Annotated in this window: 23 protein-coding genes and 1 pseudogene; 23 read left to right on the top strand and 1 reads right to left on the bottom strand. The window is 36.3% G+C overall.

The features are described 5' to 3' along the window. Positions 1-67 precede the first annotated feature (67 nt). The 22 genes from hbs to MKX67_RS14665 all read left to right on the top strand — a co-directional run bounded on the left by hbs (position 68) and on the right by MKX67_RS14665 (position 19,469). Positions 68-340: a non-specific DNA-binding protein Hbs gene (gene hbs, locus MKX67_RS14770; protein ID WP_066200607.1), complete on the top strand. Its 273-nt coding sequence runs from the start codon at positions 68-70 to the stop codon at positions 338-340. A 503-nt stretch (positions 341-843) separates the two neighbouring features. Beyond that, complete coding sequence (gene folE / locus MKX67_RS14765; RefSeq protein ID WP_095372753.1) at positions 844-1,410, top strand: GTP cyclohydrolase I FolE; 567 nt, start codon at positions 844-846, stop codon at positions 1,408-1,410. 19 nt (positions 1,411-1,429) lie between these two features. After that, positions 1,430-1,663 (top strand): trp RNA-binding attenuation protein MtrB, encoded by a 234-nt coding sequence (gene mtrB, locus MKX67_RS14760; RefSeq protein ID WP_095372754.1) that lies wholly within the window; start codon positions 1,430-1,432, stop codon positions 1,661-1,663. Positions 1,664-1,974: 311 nt separating this feature from the next. Beyond that, entirely contained in the window at positions 1,975-2,811 is an 837-nt protein-coding gene (locus MKX67_RS14755) for a heptaprenyl diphosphate synthase component 1 (protein ID WP_095372755.1), read from the top strand. Between the two features lie 4 nt (positions 2,812-2,815). Beyond that, positions 2,816-3,517, top strand: a complete 702-nt coding sequence (locus MKX67_RS14750) for a demethylmenaquinone methyltransferase (RefSeq protein ID WP_095372756.1) — start codon at positions 2,816-2,818, stop codon at positions 3,515-3,517. Between the two features lie 77 nt (positions 3,518-3,594). After that, positions 3,595-4,557: a heptaprenyl diphosphate synthase component II gene (gene hepT / locus MKX67_RS14745; protein ID WP_095372757.1), complete on the top strand. Its 963-nt coding sequence runs from the start codon at positions 3,595-3,597 to the stop codon at positions 4,555-4,557. A gap of 111 nt (positions 4,558-4,668) precedes the next feature. Beyond that, positions 4,669-5,115, top strand: a complete 447-nt coding sequence (ndk, locus tag MKX67_RS14740; RefSeq protein WP_095372758.1) for a nucleoside-diphosphate kinase — start codon at positions 4,669-4,671, stop codon at positions 5,113-5,115. A gap of 434 nt (positions 5,116-5,549) precedes the next feature. Then, the gene (locus MKX67_RS14735; RefSeq protein ID WP_095372759.1) at positions 5,550-6,347 is read left to right on the top strand and encodes a protein-glutamate O-methyltransferase CheR; all 798 of its coding nucleotides are present in this window, start codon (positions 5,550-5,552) and stop codon (positions 6,345-6,347) included. 135 nt (positions 6,348-6,482) lie between these two features. Beyond that, positions 6,483-7,655 (top strand): chorismate synthase, encoded by a 1,173-nt coding sequence (aroC, locus tag MKX67_RS14730; protein ID WP_095372760.1) that lies wholly within the window; start codon positions 6,483-6,485, stop codon positions 7,653-7,655. 2 nt (positions 7,656-7,657) lie between these two features. Beyond that, positions 7,658-8,740 carry a 3-dehydroquinate synthase gene (gene aroB, locus MKX67_RS14725; RefSeq protein WP_095372761.1) on the top strand — a complete coding sequence of 361 codons (1,083 nt, stop codon included), beginning with the start codon at positions 7,658-7,660 and terminating at the stop codon, positions 8,738-8,740. Positions 8,741-8,742: 2 nt separating this feature from the next. Continuing rightward, complete coding sequence (gene aroH, locus MKX67_RS14720) at positions 8,743-9,117, top strand: chorismate mutase (RefSeq protein WP_095372762.1); 375 nt, start codon at positions 8,743-8,745, stop codon at positions 9,115-9,117. A 20-nt stretch (positions 9,118-9,137) separates the two neighbouring features. Further along, complete coding sequence (hisC, locus tag MKX67_RS14715; protein WP_322909557.1) at positions 9,138-10,238, top strand: histidinol-phosphate transaminase; 1,101 nt, start codon at positions 9,138-9,140, stop codon at positions 10,236-10,238. A 150-nt stretch (positions 10,239-10,388) separates the two neighbouring features. Continuing rightward, positions 10,389-11,495 (top strand): prephenate dehydrogenase, encoded by a 1,107-nt coding sequence (locus MKX67_RS14710; protein WP_095372764.1) that lies wholly within the window; start codon positions 10,389-10,391, stop codon positions 11,493-11,495. A gap of 28 nt (positions 11,496-11,523) precedes the next feature. After that, complete coding sequence (gene aroA, locus MKX67_RS14705; RefSeq protein ID WP_307313051.1) at positions 11,524-12,819, top strand: 3-phosphoshikimate 1-carboxyvinyltransferase; 1,296 nt, start codon at positions 11,524-11,526, stop codon at positions 12,817-12,819. 149 nt (positions 12,820-12,968) lie between these two features. After that, positions 12,969-13,868, top strand: coding sequence for a hypothetical protein (locus MKX67_RS14700; RefSeq protein ID WP_328197590.1), 900 nt, complete (start codon positions 12,969-12,971; stop codon positions 13,866-13,868). Positions 13,869-13,889: 21 nt separating this feature from the next. Further along, positions 13,890-15,152, top strand: coding sequence for a tetratricopeptide repeat protein (locus tag MKX67_RS14695; RefSeq protein ID WP_095372766.1), 1,263 nt, complete (start codon positions 13,890-13,892; stop codon positions 15,150-15,152). A gap of 75 nt (positions 15,153-15,227) precedes the next feature. Further along, positions 15,228-15,770: a ReoY family proteolytic degradation factor gene (locus MKX67_RS14690; RefSeq protein WP_095372767.1), complete on the top strand. Its 543-nt coding sequence runs from the start codon at positions 15,228-15,230 to the stop codon at positions 15,768-15,770. Between the two features lie 414 nt (positions 15,771-16,184). Then, the gene (locus MKX67_RS14685) at positions 16,185-16,649 is read left to right on the top strand and encodes a YpiF family protein (RefSeq protein WP_095372768.1); all 465 of its coding nucleotides are present in this window, start codon (positions 16,185-16,187) and stop codon (positions 16,647-16,649) included. A 149-nt stretch (positions 16,650-16,798) separates the two neighbouring features. Then, positions 16,799-17,296, top strand: a complete 498-nt coding sequence (locus tag MKX67_RS14680; RefSeq protein ID WP_095372769.1) for a ubiquinol-cytochrome c reductase iron-sulfur subunit — start codon at positions 16,799-16,801, stop codon at positions 17,294-17,296. Between the two features lie 13 nt (positions 17,297-17,309). Next, positions 17,310-17,984: a cytochrome b6 gene (locus tag MKX67_RS14675; protein ID WP_095372770.1), complete on the top strand. Its 675-nt coding sequence runs from the start codon at positions 17,310-17,312 to the stop codon at positions 17,982-17,984. Positions 17,985-18,020: 36 nt separating this feature from the next. Continuing rightward, the gene (locus MKX67_RS14670; protein WP_095372771.1) at positions 18,021-18,788 is read left to right on the top strand and encodes a menaquinol-cytochrome c reductase cytochrome b/c subunit; all 768 of its coding nucleotides are present in this window, start codon (positions 18,021-18,023) and stop codon (positions 18,786-18,788) included. A gap of 75 nt (positions 18,789-18,863) precedes the next feature. Beyond that, complete coding sequence (locus MKX67_RS14665) at positions 18,864-19,469, top strand: DUF1405 domain-containing protein (protein WP_095372772.1); 606 nt, start codon at positions 18,864-18,866, stop codon at positions 19,467-19,469. 519 nt (positions 19,470-19,988) lie between these two features. On the opposite strand, the pseudogene MKX67_RS14660 reads toward MKX67_RS14665, so the two are convergent. Continuing rightward, positions 19,989-20,499, bottom strand: a pseudogene (locus tag MKX67_RS14660) (IS1595 family transposase); the annotation flags it as partial. Between the two features lie 348 nt (positions 20,500-20,847). On the opposite strand from MKX67_RS14660, the gene MKX67_RS14655 reads away from it, so the two are divergent. Next, positions 20,848-21,639 carry a sporulation protein YpjB gene (locus MKX67_RS14655; protein WP_095372774.1) on the top strand — a complete coding sequence of 264 codons (792 nt, stop codon included), beginning with the start codon at positions 20,848-20,850 and terminating at the stop codon, positions 21,637-21,639. Positions 21,640-22,020 lie beyond the last annotated feature (381 nt).

Here is a 22,020-nt window from a genome sequence, read left to right as displayed (position 1 = left end):
TACAAATGAATGTAAGGAATCTTTATTTTACTGGGTTTACGATATTTTTTGGGAGGAGGTGAAAGTAATGAACAAAACTGAACTAATTAATGCAGTTGCAGAAGCTAGCGAGCTTTCTAAGAAAGATGCTACTAAAGCAGTTGATGCTGTTTTCGATACAGTGCTTGATGCACTTAAAAATGGTGATAAAGTACAACTAATTGGTTTTGGTAACTTTGAAGTTCGTGAACGTGCAGCACGTAAAGGCCGCAACCCACAAACTGGCGAAGAAATCGAAATCGCTGCAAGCAAAGTTCCTGCTTTCAAACCAGGAAAAGCGCTTAAAGATGCAGTAAAGTAATTAATTACATAATTAATTGCTTAAGGAAAAACCGCGAATTTTTTTCGCGGTTTTTCTTATAAATTTACGATTAATTTCAAACATTGCCTAGTCCCATACAACAGTAGTGCAATCCACAAAGGTAAAGGGGCTAAAGACTACGGATTTTTTTCTCTTCGTTAAATGATTAAGAAGACCCCAATAACTGACTTACAACAAAGTGAATGATTCTTGATCTTCATTCTCTTTACAAAATCAATGCACATTCCACCATATCAAGTGAATGACCATTTTATGAATGAGTTATAAAAAACTATGTTTTTTACTACTATTTGTACTTAACATATAGATTTCTTTCTCAAAACCATCATAGGAGTTTGACGGTACTTGTGTTCATTTATATAATAGTATCCTAAAAGGAAGAAAGTTTATCCTTTATTTTTCTATAACTTTTTGTCTGTTAGGAAATAATTATGCTAGCATGTAAGATAATAGTTTATAGTTCCGTAATAGGAGGTAGCTGAATGTCAGAAGTAAATCGCGCTCAAATTGAAGAAGCTGTAAGGCTTATATTAGACGCTATTGGAGAAGATCCGAACCGAGAGGGGTTATTAGATACACCAAAAAGAGTAGCAAAAATGTATGAAGAGGTGTTTTCGGGCATACACCAGGACCCTGAAGAATATTTTGAAACCGTTTTTGGTGAAGACCATGAAGAACTTGTCCTTGTAAAAGATATTCCATTCTTTTCAATGTGTGAACATCATCTTGTCCCATTCTTTGGGAAGGCGCATGTTGCTTATATTCCTAGAAATGGTAAGGTGACGGGATTAAGCAAGTTAGCAAGGGCTGTAGAAACTGTTGCAAGAAGACCGCAACTTCAAGAGCGCATTACAGCTACAGTAGCAGATGCAATATTACATAAATTAGATCCTCATGGTGTGATGGTAGTCGTAGAGGCAGAACATATGTGTATGACCATGCGTGGTGTGAAAAAACCTGGTAGTAAAACAGTCACCTCTGCGGTTAGAGGTGTTTTTGCGGAAGATGGAAATACAAGAGCAGAAGTGTTGTCATTTATAAAAGGGTAATAGGATAGAGGTGACTCAAATGGAGAGAACAAATCCTGGCAATGAATATGTCGTCATTAAAGCAAAAGAAGATGGCGTAAATGTGATTGGTTTAACAAGAGGCTCAGACACGAGGTTTCATCATTCGGAGAAATTAGATGAGGGAGAAGTCATGATTGCTCAATTTACAGAGCATACTTCTGCTATTAAAATACGGGGGCATGCGTCCATCGTAACAGCATATGGAGAAGTAGAAAGTGAAAAGAAAGCTTAAAGGTATGATCGATTGACATGAATTTATATGCCTTTCCTTTATATTCCCCTAACAAGTCACTTTGTTTTATGATATAATTGTCACTGGCTTATCATTGAAGTCAAGCGCTCTACCATTCAAGTTAAATAAGCTTTAAAAAAGGAATGGACGCAATGATTTTATAAAAGTGAGAGGCTTTTTTTATGTCTAAGGGAGAACAATTAAGTCACTTTTTGGGCAATGTAAAAGGGAAGTGCTACTATAAATAATCTTTAGTAAATGATTGGTTCATATGTCGATCATAAGGATTGCCCGTATCGGGGGAATATATAATGAATGCAAACAAGAACGCCAAACTACAAGATATGAATACACGATTAATGAACTTAAAGGAAGTTCTTCAGAAAAAAACGCGTCAACCTTATATGTCAAAGATCATTCAACAACCATATATTGACGAAGACAAGCTTCTTTTAATCATGTTTATTGTCGATAACCTGCAAATACCGAAATCTAAAGCAGATAAATATATCATAACGACCATGCTTGTGCAAATCGCCCTTGATACACACGAAAGCGTTCAAAATGAACCTCTTCCATTAGAGCGTCTAAAGGGAAGGCAGCTCACCATTTTAGCAGGAACTTATTATAGTGGATTATACTACCAAATTTTAGCTGAAATAGATGATATTTTTATGATACGTACTTTAGCTGAAGGAATTATGGAAGTAAATGAACATAAAGTTTCTGTTTATAGCCATGCCAGAGTTACTGTAGAATCGTTAATGGAGTCTTTAAAAAAGACGGAGTCCTCTTTATTTGATCGTATTACTCACTTTTACAATAGAGGTGAGCTTGGTGAATTAGCAGCAAATCTTGTTTTTATTAATAGAGTGTTACTCGAGAAAAAGCAATTTTTAGCTGGTAAACCGTCCATTTTATTTGACGCTTTATCTAAATTATTTGAGACAGAGCAAAGTGTACCATTTACTTTGCATAATAATAAACAAAGTCTTATTCATATTTGTGATAAATACGTCTCCTTATCCTTTAAAGAAATTGAGCAATCCATTGATAAATGCGAACATACAGAGCTATTTAGAGAAAAACTAAAATGGATGAAAAGCCAGCAACAAGAAGCTGTTCAATCATTTGTAGAGGAAGGTTAAATACATGGTACAATCGAAAGAAGAACGTGTGCATAAAGTGTTTGAAAAAATATATGGTAATTACGATAAGATGAACTCAGTCATTAGTTTTCAACAGCACCTGCGCTGGCGGAAAGATACGATGAAACGAATGGATGTAAAGCCTGGGGCAAAAGCGCTCGATATTTGTTGTGGAACGGGCGATTGGACGATAGCATTATCAGAAGCTGTAGGTGAAAATGGGGAAGTCATTGGTTTAGATTTTAGCAAAAATATGCTTAAGATTGGTGAAGAGAAGGTGAGCAACCACCCAATCAAGAACATAGAATTAGTCCATGGAAACGCGATGGAATTACCATACCCTGATAATAGCTTTGACTATGTAACAATCGGATTCGGCTTACGGAATGTTCCTGATTATATGCAAGTCTTAAAGGAAATGTATCGTGTAGTGAAGCCTGGTGGGATAGCTGTTTGCTTAGAAACTTCTCAACCAACAATGATTGGCTTTAAACAAGGCTACCGTTTTTATTTCCGTTTTATTATGCCGGCATTTGGTAAAATCTTTGCAAAAAGCTATGAGGAATATTCATGGTTACAAGAGTCTGCTAAAGATTTTCCTGGTATAAAAGAATTAGCGGGAATGTTTAAAAAAGCAGGTTTTCGTGATGTTGAGTATAAGCCATATACTGGTGGCGTCGCGGCGGTCCATATTGGACATAAATAATAATTTGTTCTGAAATGTAATTCATCATTGACAAGTATGAATGTGCATGAAGGATTTAAAGCTGGGTGAGTATCGATATGAAATTAAAGATGATCTATTCTTTTTTGAATGCTGACATCAATATTATTGAAAAAGAATTAGAGGACACTATACAGGCTGAATCGCCTTTGCTTCATGAGGCATCCCTTTCATTATTACAGGCTGGTGGAAAAAGATTACGACCAGTATTTGTTTTACTTGGTGGTAAATTTGGCAACTATGATATTAATAACATAAAAAATGTAGCAGTTTCATTAGAACTCATCCATATGGCGTCACTTGTTCATGATGATGTAATTGATGATGCAGATTTGCGTCGCGGACAGCCGACAATTAAATCTAGGTGGGATAACCGGATTGCTATGTATACCGGTGATTATATTTTTGCGAGAGCCCTGGATGTTCTCTCTAACATTAATAAGCCGATTGCGCACCAAATTTTAGCTCATACGCTTGTGGAATTATGTTTAGGTGAAATTGAACAGATTGAGGATAAATTTCAATTTAATCAAAATTTGCGAAAATACTTACGTCGAATTAGAAGAAAAACCGCTATCCTCATTGCAGCGAGCTGTCAATTAGGAGCGATCGCAGCTGATGTAGAGGATGAGTTACATAAAAAGTTATATTTTATAGGTTATTATATTGGAATGAGTTATCAAATTATTGATGATGTGCTTGATTTTGTGGGGACAGAAAAAGAGCTAGGGAAACCTGCTGGTGGTGATTTGAAGCAAGGGAATATTACTTTACCTGTATTACTTGCTATGGAAACACCTGCTATTAAAGACAATTTAGTAAAAATAACTGACCATTCAACAGAAGCAGAAATTGAGCGAGCATTAGAATTGATAAAAAATTCCGATGCGATTGATCGTAGCCTAACATTAAGTGAATTATACCTTGAAAAAGCGCTAAAATTGATTGCTGAGCTTCCACAAAACCGCGCAAAAAATTTACTGCGAGATATTGCGAAAACAATTGGTAAAAGAAAGTTTTAATCGAAACTGTCATTTTATCAATTGGAAGTTGCTAAATTGTCAAAACAATGATAATATTTTTGATGGATTATGGATGATAAATAATACATAGAGCAAGAGGAGTGTTTGAAAATGGAACAAACTTTTTTAATGGTTAAACCAGATGGTGTACAACGTAATTTAATTGGAGAAATCGTTTCTCGTTTTGAAAAGAAAGGCTTCCAACTAAAAGGCGCAAAGTTAATGAGTATTCCTACTGAGCTTGCAGAAGAGCATTATGGAGAGCATAAAGAGCGTCCTTTCTTTGGTGAATTAGTAGACTTCATTACTTCTGGACCCGTTTTTGCAATGGTTTGGGAAGGTGAAAATGTGATTGCCACAGCTCGTCAAATGATGGGTGCAACTAACCCTAAAGATGCTGTACCAGGCTCTATCCGTGGCGATTTCGCAGTAACTGTTGGTAAGAATGTTATTCATGGTTCAGACTCAAAAGAAAGTGCAGAACGTGAAATCGGTCTGTTCTTTAAAGAAGAGCAGATTGTCGAATACAAAAAGTTAATCAACGATTGGTCTAACTAATCTATTCACTCTAAAAACGTCTGGCAATTGCCAGGCGTTTTTTTTGCTTAAATAATGGCTCTAATAATTTTGGTGTTTATATACAGTTGAGGAGAAGGGATTAGCGCGTCCATCTGGAGTGAAAAAGAGAAAGATGGCTTAGCAAAATGGTATTACGCATCCGTCTGGATTAAAAAACGAAAAAGATAGCGTGCCAAAGGGAATAACGCATCCATGAAGAGAAAAAAGAAAGCTGAGCAAAGTCGTTAAGGACAATTCATTAAGCTGCTTTATCAAGAGTAGAGAGAAAATTATAAACTCTCCGTTGACCTTTTGTATACTTTTTATAAAGTAGATCGAATTATTTACGGCAATTCAAAAAAATTTCAACATTATTTGCACTTTTGTTTTATACTAGATAGAAAATGTAGCTTTATAAGGGAGGTGTACACCTCATGTACGAACATGAATATGAGCAATTTATTGAAAAGGTTAAACAATATACGGGTATTGATTTGGCTCAATATAAAGAAACACAAATGAAAAGGCGACTCCAAGCTTTCTATGATAAAAAGGGGTATACATCTTTTAACCAGTTATATCTTGCGATGGTTAAAGACAAAAAGCTGTTGGCTGAGTTTTTAGATCGTATGACGATTAATGTCTCTGAGTTTTACCGAAATCGAAAGAGGTGGGAAGTGTTAGAAAAAGAAATACTACCTCCATTGTTACAGAAGAAAGAGCCATTGAAGCTATGGAGTGCTGCCTGTTCAACAGGAGAGGAGCCATACACACTAGCGATGATCTTATCTAAATATTTACCTCTTTCAAAAATCCGAATTTTTGCTACTGATATTGATGAATCTGCACTACTGAGAGCGAAAACAGGCATTTACCATGAACGTTCTCTTCAGGAGATACCTGATGAAATGAAAAAGAAGTATTTTTTTCAAGAAGGAAAACAATATATTCTATCAGATGAGATTAAACAAACAGTAGTCTTCCAAAAGCAAAATTTACTTGCCGATTCTTTTTTAAAAGACTATGACTTAATTATTTGTCGAAATGTCCTTATTTATTTTACCGAAGAAGCAAAAGCAATGATTTATAGCAAATTTAGTAAAGCACTTAAAAATGGTGGTTACTTATTTGTCGGAAGTACGGAACAAATATTTAATCCCTCTCTATATGACTTGAAAAATCAGCAATCTTTTTTTTATAAAAAGACAAGCGGACTGCCGTTAATAAAATAAATAGGCTTTTCAACCTAACTAGTTACATAATTTTTATAGAAATAAAAGATTATTTTTAAATTTATACTATGTTTATAGATGTTCATATGTTATATTGATACATAATCCTTTAAAGCGTTGAAGGGGGAAAGAGTAATGAGATATTTAACTTCTGGGGAATCACATGGACCCCAATTAACAACAATTATTGAAGGCTTGCCTGCAGGGTTGCCATTACTAGAAACAGATATTAATGAGTCACTTGCAAGAAGGCAAAAAGGATATGGTCGTGGCCGTAGAATGCAAATTGAAAAAGATACTGTTCAGATTACATCCGGCGTTAGACATGGATATACATTAGGATCACCGGTTGGCCTTGTCGTTGAGAACGATGATTGGAAGCATTGGACTAAGATTATGGGGCAAGCACCAATTGAACCGGAGGAATTAGAAGAAGTAAAAAGAAAAATAACAAGACCGAGACCTGGTCATGCGGACTTAAATGGTGCTGTAAAATACGGTCATAGAGATATGAGAAATGTATTAGAGCGCTCATCAGCTCGAGAAACAACAGTGAGAGTTGCAGCGGGTGCTGTAGCGAAAAAGTTATTATCATCTTTAGGCATTGAAGTTGTGGGGCATGTTGTGGAGATCGGTGGAATCGTCTCAAATGTGAAAAGTTATTCTTCAATGGAAGAATTAAAAACAATAACTGAAGAGTCTCCAGTTCGTTGTTTAGACAGTGTAGCAGCAGAAGAGATGATGGTAGCGATTGACAATGCCAAGAAGAATGGTGATTCTATTGGTGGTGTCGTTGAAGTAGTTGTAGAAGGTATGCCTTCGGGAGTTGGTAGTTATGTTCATTATGATCGTAAACTAGATGCAAAACTTGCTTATGCGATGTTGAGTATAAATGCCTTTAAAGGTGTTGAATTTGGTATTGGCTTTGAAGCCGCTAGAAAGCCAGGTAGTCAAGTACATGATGAGATTGCTTGGAGTGAGGAGAAAGGTTATTATCGTAAAACGAATAATCTTGGTGGTTTTGAAGGAGGCATGACAACTGGTATGCCGATTGTTGTTAAAGGTGTAATGAAACCTATACCAACACTATATAAACCATTAGAAAGTGTAGATATTGATACGAAAGAGCCTTTTAATGCTAGTATTGAACGTTCAGATAGTTGTGCAGTACCAGCGGCGGCAGTAGTGGCAGAGCATGTAATTGCTTGGGAGTTAGCAAGCGCGATTGTTGAACAATTCTATGCAGATCGCTTTGAGACGTTAAAGGATATAATTGCCGATCAAAAACGGTATGCAAAGGAGTTTTAAAGATGGTGCAGCTGCAAATTTCAACTCAACATCACTCTTATCCAGTCGTTATTGGTAGCGGTGCTATTCATGGTGTACAAGCATTCATTCAAGAAAATATGAAGGAAGTCACCAATATTGGCATCATTATTGATGAAAAGGTAGCGGATATTTATTGGAACGACTTAAAGGCAGCTTTTAGTGAGCTGCCCTTCTCCGTTTACATTGCACCTAGCGGAGAAAATGCCAAGACTTTTGATGTCTATTATGACATTACCGGCTTTTTACTTGAGAAAAAGCTCGATAGAAAATCGCTTATTATTGCAATAGGTGGAGGGGCAATTGGTGACTTGGCAGGGTTTGTTGCTTCTACATTCATGAGAGGTATCCCTTTTATACAGATACCAACTACCATTCTTGCTCACGATAGTGCAGTAGGTGGTAAAGTAGCCATCAATCATCCTTTAGGAAAGAATATGATTGGTTCTTTTCATCAGCCGGAAGCAGTTTTTTATGATTTAGAATTTTTGCAATCACTATCCTTGCAAGAAAAACGCTCAGGGTTCGCTGAAGTAATTAAGCATGGACTCATTCATGATGAAGTGTTTTATGCACAGATGCGTAGTGAACTCCATACGCTAGAAGAACTTTCTCCTACGTTACTTTCATCCTTTTTAACAAGAGGCATAGAAATAAAAGGAGAGTTTGTCGCAGCGGATGAAAAAGAAAAAGGTGTGCGAGCATATTTAAACTTTGGTCATACATTAGGTCATGCGATTGAGGCTGAAATGGGCTACGGCGGTTGGACGCATGGTGAATCGGTCGCAGTTGGAATGATTTTTGCTCTTAAATTAAGTCAGAAAAAATTAAATCTTTCATTTAATGTAGAAGATTTCACACAATGGTTACAGATTTTAGGATATACAACCACGATTCCCGATCATATAAGTCATGAAAAACTATTAAAAAGAATGAAACAAGATAAAAAGAGTGTGGCAGGCCAAGTAAAGTTTGTGTTGTTAACCAGAATCGGGAAACCAGTTTTAGAGGATATTTCCGATGAAATCATACTAGAAGAATTGGCAAGCTTTCATAAGGGGGGATAAAGGTGATACGTGGGGTGAGAGGTGCGGTTACTGTTGAAAAGAATGAAGAAAAAGAAATAGTGGCAGCTACCGAGCAGTTGCTACGGGAAATGATTAAGGAGAATCATATAGACGCACATTCTGTCGTAAGTGTATTTATTTCTGTAACAGATGACATCACAGAAGCCTTTCCAGCAAAGGCGCTCCGGGCAATTGAGGGATGGACATATGTGCCAGTCATGTGTATGAGAGAAATTCCTGTTCCAAAAGGTTTAACAAAATGTATTCGGGTAATGATGCATGTGAACACGGAGATTGCTCAAGAAAAAATTTCTCATATTTATTTAGGAAATGCAGTATCATTACGACCGGATTTACAACAAGAATTAAATAGATAAAGAAGAGGAGTATGAGGAAAATGAAGTGGAAGCAGCAAATATTAAATTTGACCCCTTACCAACCTGGAAAATCTATAGATGAAGTAAAAAAACAATATGGCCTAAGTGAAATAACAAAACTTGCTTCTAATGAAAATCCCTTCGGTTGTTCACCAAAAGCGTCAGAGGCAATTCAGCAACCTTCTGCATTTTTTGCTTTATATCCGGACGGCTATGCTACAAATTTGCGTGAAGCCCTAGCTAGTCATCTTGGTGTGAGTCAGGATCAATTAATCTTTGGAAATGGCTCGGATGAGACAATTATGATGCTTTCTCGTGCATTATTAAGTCCTGAAACAAATACTGTTATGGCTACACCAACCTTTCCTCAATATAAACATAATGCAATCATTGAAGGAGCGGAGGTACGTGAGGTACCGCTTAAAGAAGGGCAACATGATCTAGAGAATATGTTAGCGCAAATTGATGAGCAAACAGCAATCGTTTGGGTTTGTAGTCCGAACAACCCAACTGGCACCTATATTCCCAACGATGAACTAGTGGCGTTTATAAGTAAAGTTCCTGAAGATGTATTAGTTGTACTAGATGAAGCGTATTGTGAATATACGACAGCAGAAGATTATCATGATTCCATTAAAATTGTTGAGGCTTTTCCACATGTCATCGCTCTTCGTACTTTCTCTAAGATTTATGGACTTGCTAGCCTACGTATTGGTTACGGGATTGCTCAAGCACCACTCATTCGCGCGTTAGAGCCAGTCAGGGAACCATTCAATGCCAACCGCTTCGGTCAAGAGGTAGCTATACAAGCATTATCTGACGATGTGTTCATTGAAAAATGTAGACAAGAAAATCGAAGTGGATTAGCGCAATTTTATCAATTTTGTGAGGAAAACGGATTAGATTACTACCCATCCCAAGGAAATTTTATTTTGATCGACTTTGCTGTGGAGGGAAATCGCGTGTTTCAATCACTATTAGAAAAGGGCTATATTGTTAGATCGGGTCAAGCCTTAGGGTTTCCTACAGCTGTTCGTGTAACAGTTGGATCAAAGGAACAAAATGACGGTGTTATACAAGCGATGTCTCAATTTCTATCTGAAATCAAGACAGTATCTTAATTAGGAATTTTTTATTTCAGAGGCGAAATTCGTCTCTGAAATTGTTTTACACGAAAAAGTATTTGTAGGGTAGTGGTGTTTTTCTATTTAATAGTTTACCCTCATACCTTCGTCAATCAATGAGTTTTCTAACAAGAGGTGTGTTAAAACATGAATGGACAAGTATTTGTTATTGGTCTAGGATTAATCGGTGGTTCTATTGCACTTTCAATTAAGCATACTCATCTTGAAGCCAAATGTAGCGGTTATGATGTAAATAAAGAACAGTTAAAACTCGGTAAGATGCTGGGTGTAATTGATGAGTCAGTTTCAACTATTCGTGAAGGTGCTGAGAAGGCTGACCTGATTATTATTGCTACACCAGTAAATGAGACAAAAAGAATAGTAGAAGAACTCGCACACATGAATCTTAAAAGAGATGTAATTATAACCGATGCGGGAAGTACGAAGAAAGAAATTATATCATCTGCCAATTATTTAAAACAAAAAGGTTTTACATTCATTGGCGGTCATCCGATGGCCGGTTCACATAAGAGTGGTGTATCTGCAGCCAGACGACTTTTATTTGAGAATGCCTTCTATCTTTTAACACCTGAACCACATATTACGGAAGAGAAAATCGATCGTTTAAAAGAGTGGCTGACAAGTACAAAGGCTAAGTTTATTACAGTGACACCACATGAGCACGATTACTTAACAGGTGTGATTAGTCATTTCCCGCATATTATTGCTGCTTCTCTCGTTCGTCGAGCAGAAGAGAGTAGTCAAACACAAAAGCTCATTCCTCGTCTTGCTGCAGGTGGTTTTAGGGATATCACAAGAATTGCTTCTAGTAGCCCAGCGATGTGGCGTGATATACTCTTGCAAAATAATGAGGTGTTATTAGGTTTATTAGAAGACTGGAAAAAAGAAATGAACTATGTCTATGATATGCTTACTACTGCGGATAATGAAGAGATCTTTCAATATTTTCAATCTGCCAAAACCTTTCGTGATGAAATGCCACAAAAACAAAAAGGAGCCATTCCGGCCTTTTATGACCTATTTGTCGATGTCCCTGATTATCCAGGGGTCATTTCGGAAATTACTGGTTATTTAGCAAAAGAAGAGATTAGTATCACAAATATTAGTATTAGAGAAACGAGAGAAGAAATAACTGGCGTGCTTGTGATTAGCTTTCAAACAGAAGAGGATCGTGATCGTGCAATAGATTGCATAAATAGACAAACATCTTTTGAACATACAATTGGCATGTAACTATGTTAAAAAAAAAGGGTGATTAAGTGTGAGTGTAAAGAATTTGAATTTTACACATAATGGATTATCTGGTGAGATTCATATCCCTGGTGATAAATCGATTTCTCATCGGTCGATTATGTTCGGTTCAATTGCAAAAGGGAAAACAGTCGTTAAGAATTTTTTAGCTGGTGAAGATTGCCTTAGTACAATTGCTTGTTTTAGAAAACTTGGTGTTAAAATAGAGCATGAAGATCAAACAGTTATTATTCATGGTGAAGGTATTGACGCCCTAAAAGAACCAGAAGAAGTGCTTGATGTCGGTAATTCAGGAACAACCATTCGTCTCATTATGGGTATCCTTTCTGGGCGCCCTTTTCATAGTGTTTTAATCGGTGATTCGTCCATTGGTAAACGTCCTATGACAAGAGTGGTTGGACCCTTAAAGGAGATGGGTGCTAAAATAGAGGGACGTCAATCAGGTGAGTTCACTCCCTTATCTGTTACTGGTGGTGAGCTTGAATCAATCACCTACACTTTACCAGTAGCTAGTGCTCAAGTGAAATCTGCCATCATCCTTGCTGGATTACAAGCAAAAGGGACAACAAAGATTATTGAACCTGAAAAAACGAGAGATCATACAGAAAGAATGATTCATGCCTTCAGTGGAAATGTTTCAAATGATAATGGAACGATTTCAGTTGAAGGTGGTCAGTCATTTACAGCAACGAATCTTATTGTACCAGGAGATATTTCCTCAGCTGCCTTTTTCCTAGCAGCAGGAGCTATCGTACCTAATAGTAAAATCGTCCTTAAAAATGTGGGTTTAAATCCAACAAGAACAGGTATCATTGATGTACTAAAAGAAATGGGTGCAAAAATGACGATTGAGCCTTATGAGAGTAACGGTCACGAGGAGCCGGCGGGTGATATCTTTATTGAAACATCTGAACTTAAAGGTGTGACAATTGACGGAGATAAGATTCCGAGATTAATTGATGAAATACCAATTATTGCCCTACTTTCGACACAAGCTACCGGGAAAACGATTATTAAAGATGCGCAAGAATTAAAAGTAAAAGAAACGAATCGTATTGATACAGTTGTGAATGAGTTGAAAAAACTAGGTGCAAATATTGAAGCAACTGATGATGGGATGATTATTGAAGGTCAAACTTCTCTATCGGGAGGAACTGTCGAGAGCTATGGTGATCATCGTATTGGTATGATGCTGTCCATTGCTTCATTAATTTCAGACGGGGATATAGAACTCTATCAGCCAGATGCTATCGCTGTTTCATATCCAAGCTTCTTTGATCATATTGATCATTTATTAGTAAAATAATTCATATCTATTCGCTTGTGGTACATGCCAATGATGACATACGGTATGCACCACAAGTTTTTCTTTTTGTGAGCGAAATGTAAAAACTAATCATATATTCTTGTTTTCATCATAGCTTGTCTAAAAAGATGAGATAAGGATGATGATAAATGGTATATATGATTGAGAACGTTTATCGGCAGAATAAAAGCAAGGGCGCCTATGTTCCTACCTCTTACGTTATCGGTAATGAGAAAATCCTTGCCGTTAGAGAAGCACCCTTTAGGCAATATACGTATATGAAAATAGACGGAGATCCGTACGTGATTTCTCCTCCCCTTGTTAAGTATGTTGAGACAATACCTGACGATATGCCTAACTTCTTTCTTTCTGAGCTGATTTTAAAGGGATGTCTAGTGTTTATGACGAAGGTGGAAATAAGCTATAAACATCAATTAAAGTCAGCTATCCAACTGTTGGATGATAAGCTGAAAATTTCTCCAATTGATTATTTGTTAGGGGTGCAATTGCCATTGGCTTCACTGCAACCAGACATGATAAGATTATTAAGAAAAGAAAAAATTCCTGCTGTTTTTGTGGAAATAACGGGAATCAATGATTTAGACGATATGCCATGGGGATGGGTGAAAGAAGCGTTCTTTCCTTACTTTAGTACCTTAATCCCTATTTTTAAGCATGTTGATAATGAAAAAGACTACCGTTTACTGCAACAAAAGTGGGTGTATTATATGAAAAAGCATCGCCTGCCATATGTGGCTCATCCATTGAGAAATGGTGAATTAATCAATGAGCAAACGCAAGCAACAATCGGTATATACCCTTTTAAAACACAATTACAACCTGGATTAGAAGCGAATTATAATTTTTACAAACGAGGCAGGGAAATCACAAATATTGAAGAATTAGATGTATATCATTATCATAGAGAGAGGCTGGTCATCTCATGCTTACGTGGGAGAGTCTTACGGGCAGGTGATTGGCATCATCCGCTTGAAGGATTTGGTAAGAGAGTCATGATTAAGACACCATCATACTACCAGCTATCATAATAGTATTGAAAGGATATAGATATGGATAAAGTAAAAAAGATTATTGCCTTGTTAGAAAATGGGTTACATGATGAGGCATTAGAAAAATATAAAGAAATACTTTCTCACGGTACACATGAAGAAAGGTTTGTTTTAGCGGAAGAACTGATGCAATATGGGTTTCTAAAGGAGGCACACCAACTAATAGAGAGGCTGTTAGATGCCTACCCTGAGGAAGGCGAACTGCTTGTAATGAAAGCAGAAATCTTCATTGATCTAGGAAATGAAGAAGAAGCAGTGCTCGTATTAGAGCAAGTAAATCAACAAGATGCTAGTTATCCCCAAGCCTTATTATTGTTGGCAGACTTATATCAGATGGAAGGTTTATATGAGGTCAGTGAAAGGAAGTTATTAGATGCGAAAGCGATACTTCCCGATGAGCCAATTATCGATTTTGCCTTAGGTGAGTTGAGTGCAGAGCAAGGAAAATTTTTAGAAGCAGTTAAATTATATGAAAAAGTACTGACAAAAAAGGAGCTTATTGGCGGTGTTAACGTTAACCAAAGAATGGCTGAAAGTTTAAGTGCAGGTGGAGCTTTTGAGGAAGCATTGCCTTATTATGAAAAAGCGCTTGAAGAAAAGTTGGAAATACATACGCTATTTAGCTATGCATTCACAGCTTTACAAGCTGGTTATAATCAAGTAGCCATTGAGAAATTTAATGAACTCAAAGAAATAGATCCAGAATTTCACTCGCTGTATTTGCATCTGGCAAAGGCATATGAACGTGAAGAACAAGTTCAAGAAGCTTTAGCAACAGTAAAACTGGGAATTAAACAAGATGAATATAATAAAGAACTTTATTTTTATGGTGGTAAGCTAGCCTTGAAAATTCCAGATGAACAACTAGCAGTTGACCTCCTAAGAGAAGCGTTAGCGATTGATCCAGAATATATTGATGCTGCTATTGTGATAAATAAAGTTTTTATGAATAACGAGCGTTTCAATGATGTAATTGAAATTGCAGAATTAATGCAAAGCGCAGAAGTGATTGATCCACAACTATTATGGGATGCAGCAAAAAGTTATCAAGAAATAGAAGAATATTCACAGGCATTAAACAAATACAATGAAGCATATACTTATTTTAAACAGCAGCCGGATTTCTTGGCAGACTATGGATATTTTCTAATTGAAGAAGGAAAACGAAAGGAGGCTGCCGAACTTTTTAGTAAGCTTACTCGTTTGGAACCTCACAACGAAGAATATCAGGATATCCTGCAGCGGCTTTCAGATGAGTCGTAGAGGTTTGCATCATCAGAAAGTCTACCTGAAGCTTAAGTAAAAAAAATTAAAGCTGCAGCAGAGGAGGGAATCAAAATGACGGCCCCTGTATCTGTCAATGAAAAGAAAGACTTTATTCGTTGGTTTCTTAATCATTATCAGTTAAAAAGAAGAGAGTGTGTTTGGATTCTTAACTACTTAATGAGTCATGATCAATTAATGGAGAAGGTTCATTTTGTGGAACAGGCTCAGTATTGTCCGAGAGGATTAATTATGTCTACACATTGTGTCGATGAAGCGCCTTTTCGTTTTTACAAAGAGAATGTAATGACAACTGACGCAGAAAAGTCATTTCATGATATCCGCTTAAATAGAGAAGAAGATATATTTATTCAGTTGAACTTCCATGCTGCCAATAAAGCTCATCAATATGCAGCGGTGTTAGAAGAAAATCCTTTTATGCCAAAGACATTAAGAATAAGTGAAAAAGACCGTATGATAGCTGAAAGATTCTTAACAGAGAGCTTAGCGCGTTTTCAAAAGGAAAAATTACTCAAAGAAATTGATGAGGCATTAGATAAACAAGATAAAGAAAGATTTATTCAATTAACAACAAAATTGAATAAACTTCAAACATAGGTTTTTTCTTTATATTTATAGAAAAGTACAGATAAAAAAGATATGCTTCCTGTTTTTCAAGGGAGTCATATCTTTTTTTTTTGATTTCATTATATGTAAAGACGAATAGATGATGAAATGAAAACAGGGGGCATATTATTCTTGTGAAAAGCGAATGCGGAAAGTCCTAATAAAGCACCAAGCTTTTTGAGTTTAATTCTAGAGTTTTAAGGTTTTAATTAAAACAATGGGCATGTAAGAGGCTAATGAATCTTAGGAATATTTATAATCCCTTTTCCATCGTCGTCTAAGTATAAAAAGTATATTTAATTAATTCTGAAATGTTCAAAAAATAGACACTGTTGCCTTTTGATAGAAGGTCATTTCCGTGGTATGATAAATAAGGAATATTAAGGCGTAATTGGAGTGATTAGGATGAAGTGGCATACACAGGATATACAATTGTTTTTGAAAGAAAGAGATTATATTGATACAGTCATACTTCCTCTTTATCCGGTATCTTTTGCAGATGATATAAAGCAAACAGTAGCAATGACCGAATTTATTAACCTCTTATCTGGGCAACTTGAAAAGCAATTTAAAGGCAGAATTCTTATGTTACCAGGAATGAGCTATCTAAAGACAATTTCTGAGGAAAAACGGCTTGCGGATTTAATAGAATGGGAAAAAGAATTAATTTCTCAAGATTTTAAACATATTTTTTACATAACTTCTGATAGTGATTGGAAAACTGTAGAAGAACAGTTAGATGGAGGGTTAATTTGGATGCCTTCAATTCCGCTTGATAACATGGATGATCAGTACAAGCTTTCAATTTTAGAAGATCAGGTAAAACAATTACTGAATGTATTTGTGAAAAAATGGCAGAATAATGATTGAAGAGTCACATAAATCTCATAGTTGTGATGATTCAGTGAAGGATTATATTGACCTTCCATAAAGATTGATATATCATTGGTATGTCCTAGTTTTATATTGTGTTGAACTTTGTCCGTTGGACTTAACTTCATAATAGAGGGGGGAAAAGTATGAGCAAAAATCGTGTGACAAGACGTCAATTCCTTAATTACACACTCACAGGTGTAGGCGGATTCATGGCAGCAGGAATGTTGTTACCTATGGTGCGGTTTGCAGTAGATCCGGTCCTACAAAAGAAAGGTGAAAGCGATTTTATTGCAACAAATCAGAAGGTAGCTGACCTAACAACTGAGCCTACTAGGGTTGACTATTCGTTTGAACAACAAGATGGCTGGTATTCTTCGGAAGAAACTGGAACTGCATGGGTTTACAAAGATGAGAATGATAAAGTTGTCGCATTATCACCTGTATGTAAACATTTAGGTTGTACAGTTAACTGGAATGGAGATAAGGCAAATGAAAATCATTTCTATTGTCCTTGTCACGGAGGTCTTTATACAAAAGATGGTACAAATGTTCCAGGTACACCACCAATTGCAGCACTTGATGTTTTTCCAACAAAAGAAGTAGATGGGTTCTTACACTTAGGTAAGGCAGAACCGCGATAAGGAGGCGTAATCATTGTTCAATAAAATTTATGATTGGATTGATGAACGTTTGGATATTACGCCAATTTGGCGAGATATTGCTGACCACGAAGTACCTGAGCATGTAAACCCAGCGCATCACTTTTCGGCGTTTGTTTACTGCTTCGGAGGTCTAACGTTCTTTGTAACTGTCATTCAAATCTTATCTGGAATGTTCTTAACGATGTACTATGTTCCAGATATCAAAAATGCTTGGGAGTCTGTGTATTATTTACAAAACCATGTAGCATTCGGACAAATTGTTCGTGGCATGCATCACTGGGGAGCTAGCTTAGTTATTGTTATGATGTTTTTACATACTTTACGCGTATTCTTCCAAGGTGCTTACAAAAAACCACGTGAATTAAACTGGCTCGTTGGAGTAGGAATATTCTTTGTAATGTTAGCACTTGGATTAACAGGCTATCTATTACCATGGGATATGAAAGCTTTATTTGCAACAAAAGTTACCATTCAAATTGTCGAATCAACTCCATTTATTGGTGAAATGTTAAAAACACTTATTGCTGGGGATGCATCTATTGTCGGAGCTCAAACGATAACACGATTCTTCGCCATTCACGTTTTCTTCCTACCAGCAGTATTATTTGGCTTAATGGCTGCTCACTTTATTATGATTCGTAAACAAGGTATTTCTGGTCCATTGTAAAATGAAATCTTCTATTAAAAGGAGGGGAATTATTACATGCATCGCGGAAAAGGAATGAAATTCGTAGGTGATTCCCGTATATCTGCTGAACGTAAGACTTTCATTCCGAAAGATTATTCGGAATATCCAGGCAAAACAGAAGCTTTCTGGCCAAACTTCTTACTGAAAGAATGGATGGTAGGAGCCGTTTTCCTAGTAGGTTTCTTATGTTTAACAATTGCGCACGAACCACCGCTTGAAAAAATCGCGGATCCGAGTGATACAGCTTATATTCCGCTACCAGACTGGTATTTCTTATTCTTATATCAATTGCTAAAATACACATATGCATCAGGACCATATAATGTTATTGGTGCATTTATTATTCCAGGATTAGTATTTGGTGCACTTGCATTGGCGCCATTTATCGATCGCGGTCCTGAACGTAGACCTTCAAAACGTCCTTTTGCCACAGGTTTTATGTTACTTGCATTGGCGGGGGTTACCTTCCTTACATGGGAATCAGTTGCTCACCATGACTGGGAGGCTGCAGCAGAACAAGGGAAAATCGTTGCTGATGCTGAAGTCGATACCGAGGCAGAGGGGTATAAGCTCATGGAAGCGAATACTTGTTTAACTTGCCACGGTAATGAATTGCAAGGTGGTGCAGGTGCACCTGCTTTAATCGATGTTGAATTATCACCTGAAGAAATTAAAGATGTGATTCAAAACGGCCGTGGAGCTATGCCAGCAGGTATATTCACAGGTAGTGATGAAGAACTTGATAAAGTGGTCGAATTTATCGACAGTATAGAATCTGAATAAAGTGAAAAAGAAGCTGACCAGCAGTTGTCAGCTTCTTTTCGTATCGTACATAAAAAGTAGTAAGTGAGGTAGTCTATGAAACAAATATATACGATATTGGGTAATCGAAGCTTTTTAATTCTTCTATTAATCATCAATATTGCCGGGACTGTATATGGTTACGATTGGTATATGTGGCAATTAGTTGATACACCAGCAATATTCCTTCCATTTGTTCCTGATAGTCCAACTGCTAGTTTGTTTTTTGTTATTGTTCTTATTGCCTTTTTATTAGGTAGAAATTGGCCTATTTTTGAAGCACTCGCAATTGTTACACTCGTGAAATACGGTATCTGGGCAGTTGTGATGAATTTACTTGTGTTTCAAGTGACTGGTGAAGTGGAGATAACGGCGCTCATGCTTATTATTTCCCATGGTGCTATGGCTGTACAAGGTGTGCTCTATGCCCCTTTTTATCGCATAAAGGCTTGGCATCTTATAATTGCTGCTATCTGGACTTTGCATAATGATGTGATTGACTACGTTTTCTTTATGTTACCGAGATATTCTGTACTTAATGAATATATTCCTCAAATCGGTTATTTTACTTTCTGGCTTAGCATATTTTCTTTAGGCTTGACCTATCTATTATGTATTCGAAAAGGGCGATTTCAGCTGAAAATGCCTTCGATTCATCAATAACCTTTTATCAATAAGCTATGTTAAAAATTAATGTTTATATTTATAGAAAAAAGGAACTTCCGATTTATGGAAGTTCTTTTGCTTAATATTTGCTTCTTCTATTATCGCAATCTTTAATCAAACACTTGTTACCTTGTTAATTCTAAAAAAAATTCATAACGAAAGGGTATAAGTATAGTAAAGTGAGAATAAAAAAAGCAATCAAGCCTATTACGGATATTAAAAACACCCAAACTTTTTTTATCCTTAACTGTACATAAGCAGATACCAACACAAGAAAAATAAAAATACCAATCAATGAACCCCAACCCCAATTATAAATTGGGGCTCGGTGTGGGTCTGGTGCAGCAATGCTAAACATTGGACCTATACCAATAAGAGCTACTAATATGAATATTAATACGTGTACCAAATATACTGCTGACCTAAACAATTAAACCACCTTCACTCTCCAGTCTCGATTATTAGTACAAACAATCCTTTCTCCCTTAAAGGCCGTTTGCCGTATGAAAATAATTTCTATATCGTGAATTTTCTTAACTTTAATGTATCATATATATGCTTCTGTATTTTGTGTAAGGTTCCCTTGGATAATCAAGTCTTTTATAGTAACTACATTGTTCTGATACTGTATGCTTTCTAAGACTTGAAACCAAGAAGTAATTGTCTATCGTGATATCGTTGTATCCAACCTTTTTGCATTCCTTGATAATTGTTTACGTTCTGAATATGATAAAGACCTTTTGTGCGTACTTTTCCATCTGATTTGAGTTGATATATTTCCATTCCCTTTTCATTCGCGTAAACTTTAAAAGCTCTTCAGGCATCAGTACATTATATATTACCTTTTGAAAGCTTATGTCCAATTGCTTTATCTAATTTCCCTTTGGTTATTCTACCCATACCCAATGTACGTGAAATTTATTAATTTATCACGGCCTCTTGCGACTAGAACACATACTTGTTCTTTGCTTATGCCACGTTTCCTTGCAGCATCACACTTACGAGGCTTTCTTCCTTTTATCTCCTTAGATGATGCAGTTGGTTTTTCAATTAGATATTTTCTTAATCGGTGTTTCTCAGCTGGATTTAGTTTATGGATTGCTTTTAAAATATCAGTTACCTTCACATTCATCACCAACCTCGCTATTCATAGCTCGTTTGTTCGATAAAAACAAATATCAACAACAAAGATTAACATAGCCTATCAATAAAAAAATAAAGTTAGAACTTCCTTATAGAAGCCTTCTAGCTTTATTTCCTCATTATTGCCATATTGCTTCTAGTGTTTCGTAGATAAATCTATTGATTAATGGTCTAACCTTGTCCACATTGTCATACAATGCTATTAGCAATCCGATAAGGAGGACAGGTACGTATGAAATGGAGAGTTGTGGCTATTATTTTAGTTATTGCACTCATTTTCCCTTACATGATAGTAGCAGAGACAGAAAATGACGATGGTATGATGAATCAATTGGATCTATTATCAGATGAAGTTCTACACTTGGTTAAAGCGCAAAAATATGAAGATGCTAGTAGAATGTTGAATTATTTCACAGACCAATTTGTATTGGCTACAAGCACATCAACTGCGATGACGAGGGAAAGTTTGAGAACTGTCACATCTGTTCACCAAGAAGTAGTTGAAGAAATAAATAAAGAACAAAGCTCTTATGAGACGAAAGTACAAAAAGCAACAAAACTTCGGATATTAATGGACGCCCTATCTCCTGCGAAAGAACCGATGTGGCATGAAATGAAAGGTCCGATGTTAAGTACACTTGGGGAAGTAAGGGAGTCAATAGAAGCGGGTGATAGCGAGAGCTTTCATACACAGTATAATACCTTTCTCTCTCTTTATGATACGATTTATCCTTCATTAAAATTAGAAGTAGAGCCAGCAACTATTCAACAATTGCATACACGCATTCAATATATTGATCAATATCGTCGAGATGTAATGGTGAAAGAAGAAGGTAAAAGGGAACTAGAATTATTGAATAGTGAGCTAGAAGACATTTTTGATACAATTACGGATGATGAAGCTGATCCATCACTATGGTGGGTAATTATTTCAACTGGAAGTATAATTATCTTAACGCTTTCGTATGTCGGTTTTAAAAAATATAAGGGCGGAAAGAAAAAAGAAAAAAATCCAGAGAGCTAAGGCTAAACGCTTGAATTGTCTTATAAGAAAAAGGTAAAATAAAATCAAAGCATAAACATGATAAGCTTTTCCTTTAGATAAATTAAAGAAGGAAAAGGTAATGGGAGAATGAGATGGCAGGAAAAATGGACTTTCATCTTGAGGCATCTAGAGACGAAGCTACCCATTTTTTTTTGAATTGTTTGTAAGCAAGAATGGACCAATAATCAAGTTTTTTTAGAAACAAGTATCCATGTAAAGTCGTGTTTTCACTATTTACAAGGCCATTCTGTCATACTAAGAGACTAACTAAAAGCTTTAACTTAGTATGTGAATATTTCTTCCAGTGTTTGTCTACATGATGCACATGTAGATGATAAGCTTATACTTTATTAGGAGGTT

Source organism: Cytobacillus sp. FSL W7-1323, from assembly GCF_038595015.1.
In the GTDB taxonomy this organism is placed as follows: Bacteria; Bacillota; Bacilli; order Bacillales; family Cytobacillaceae; genus Cytobacillus; species Cytobacillus kochii.
Note: the sequence above shows the minus strand (reverse complement) of the source record. Positions and strands in the feature narration are given on the sequence as shown.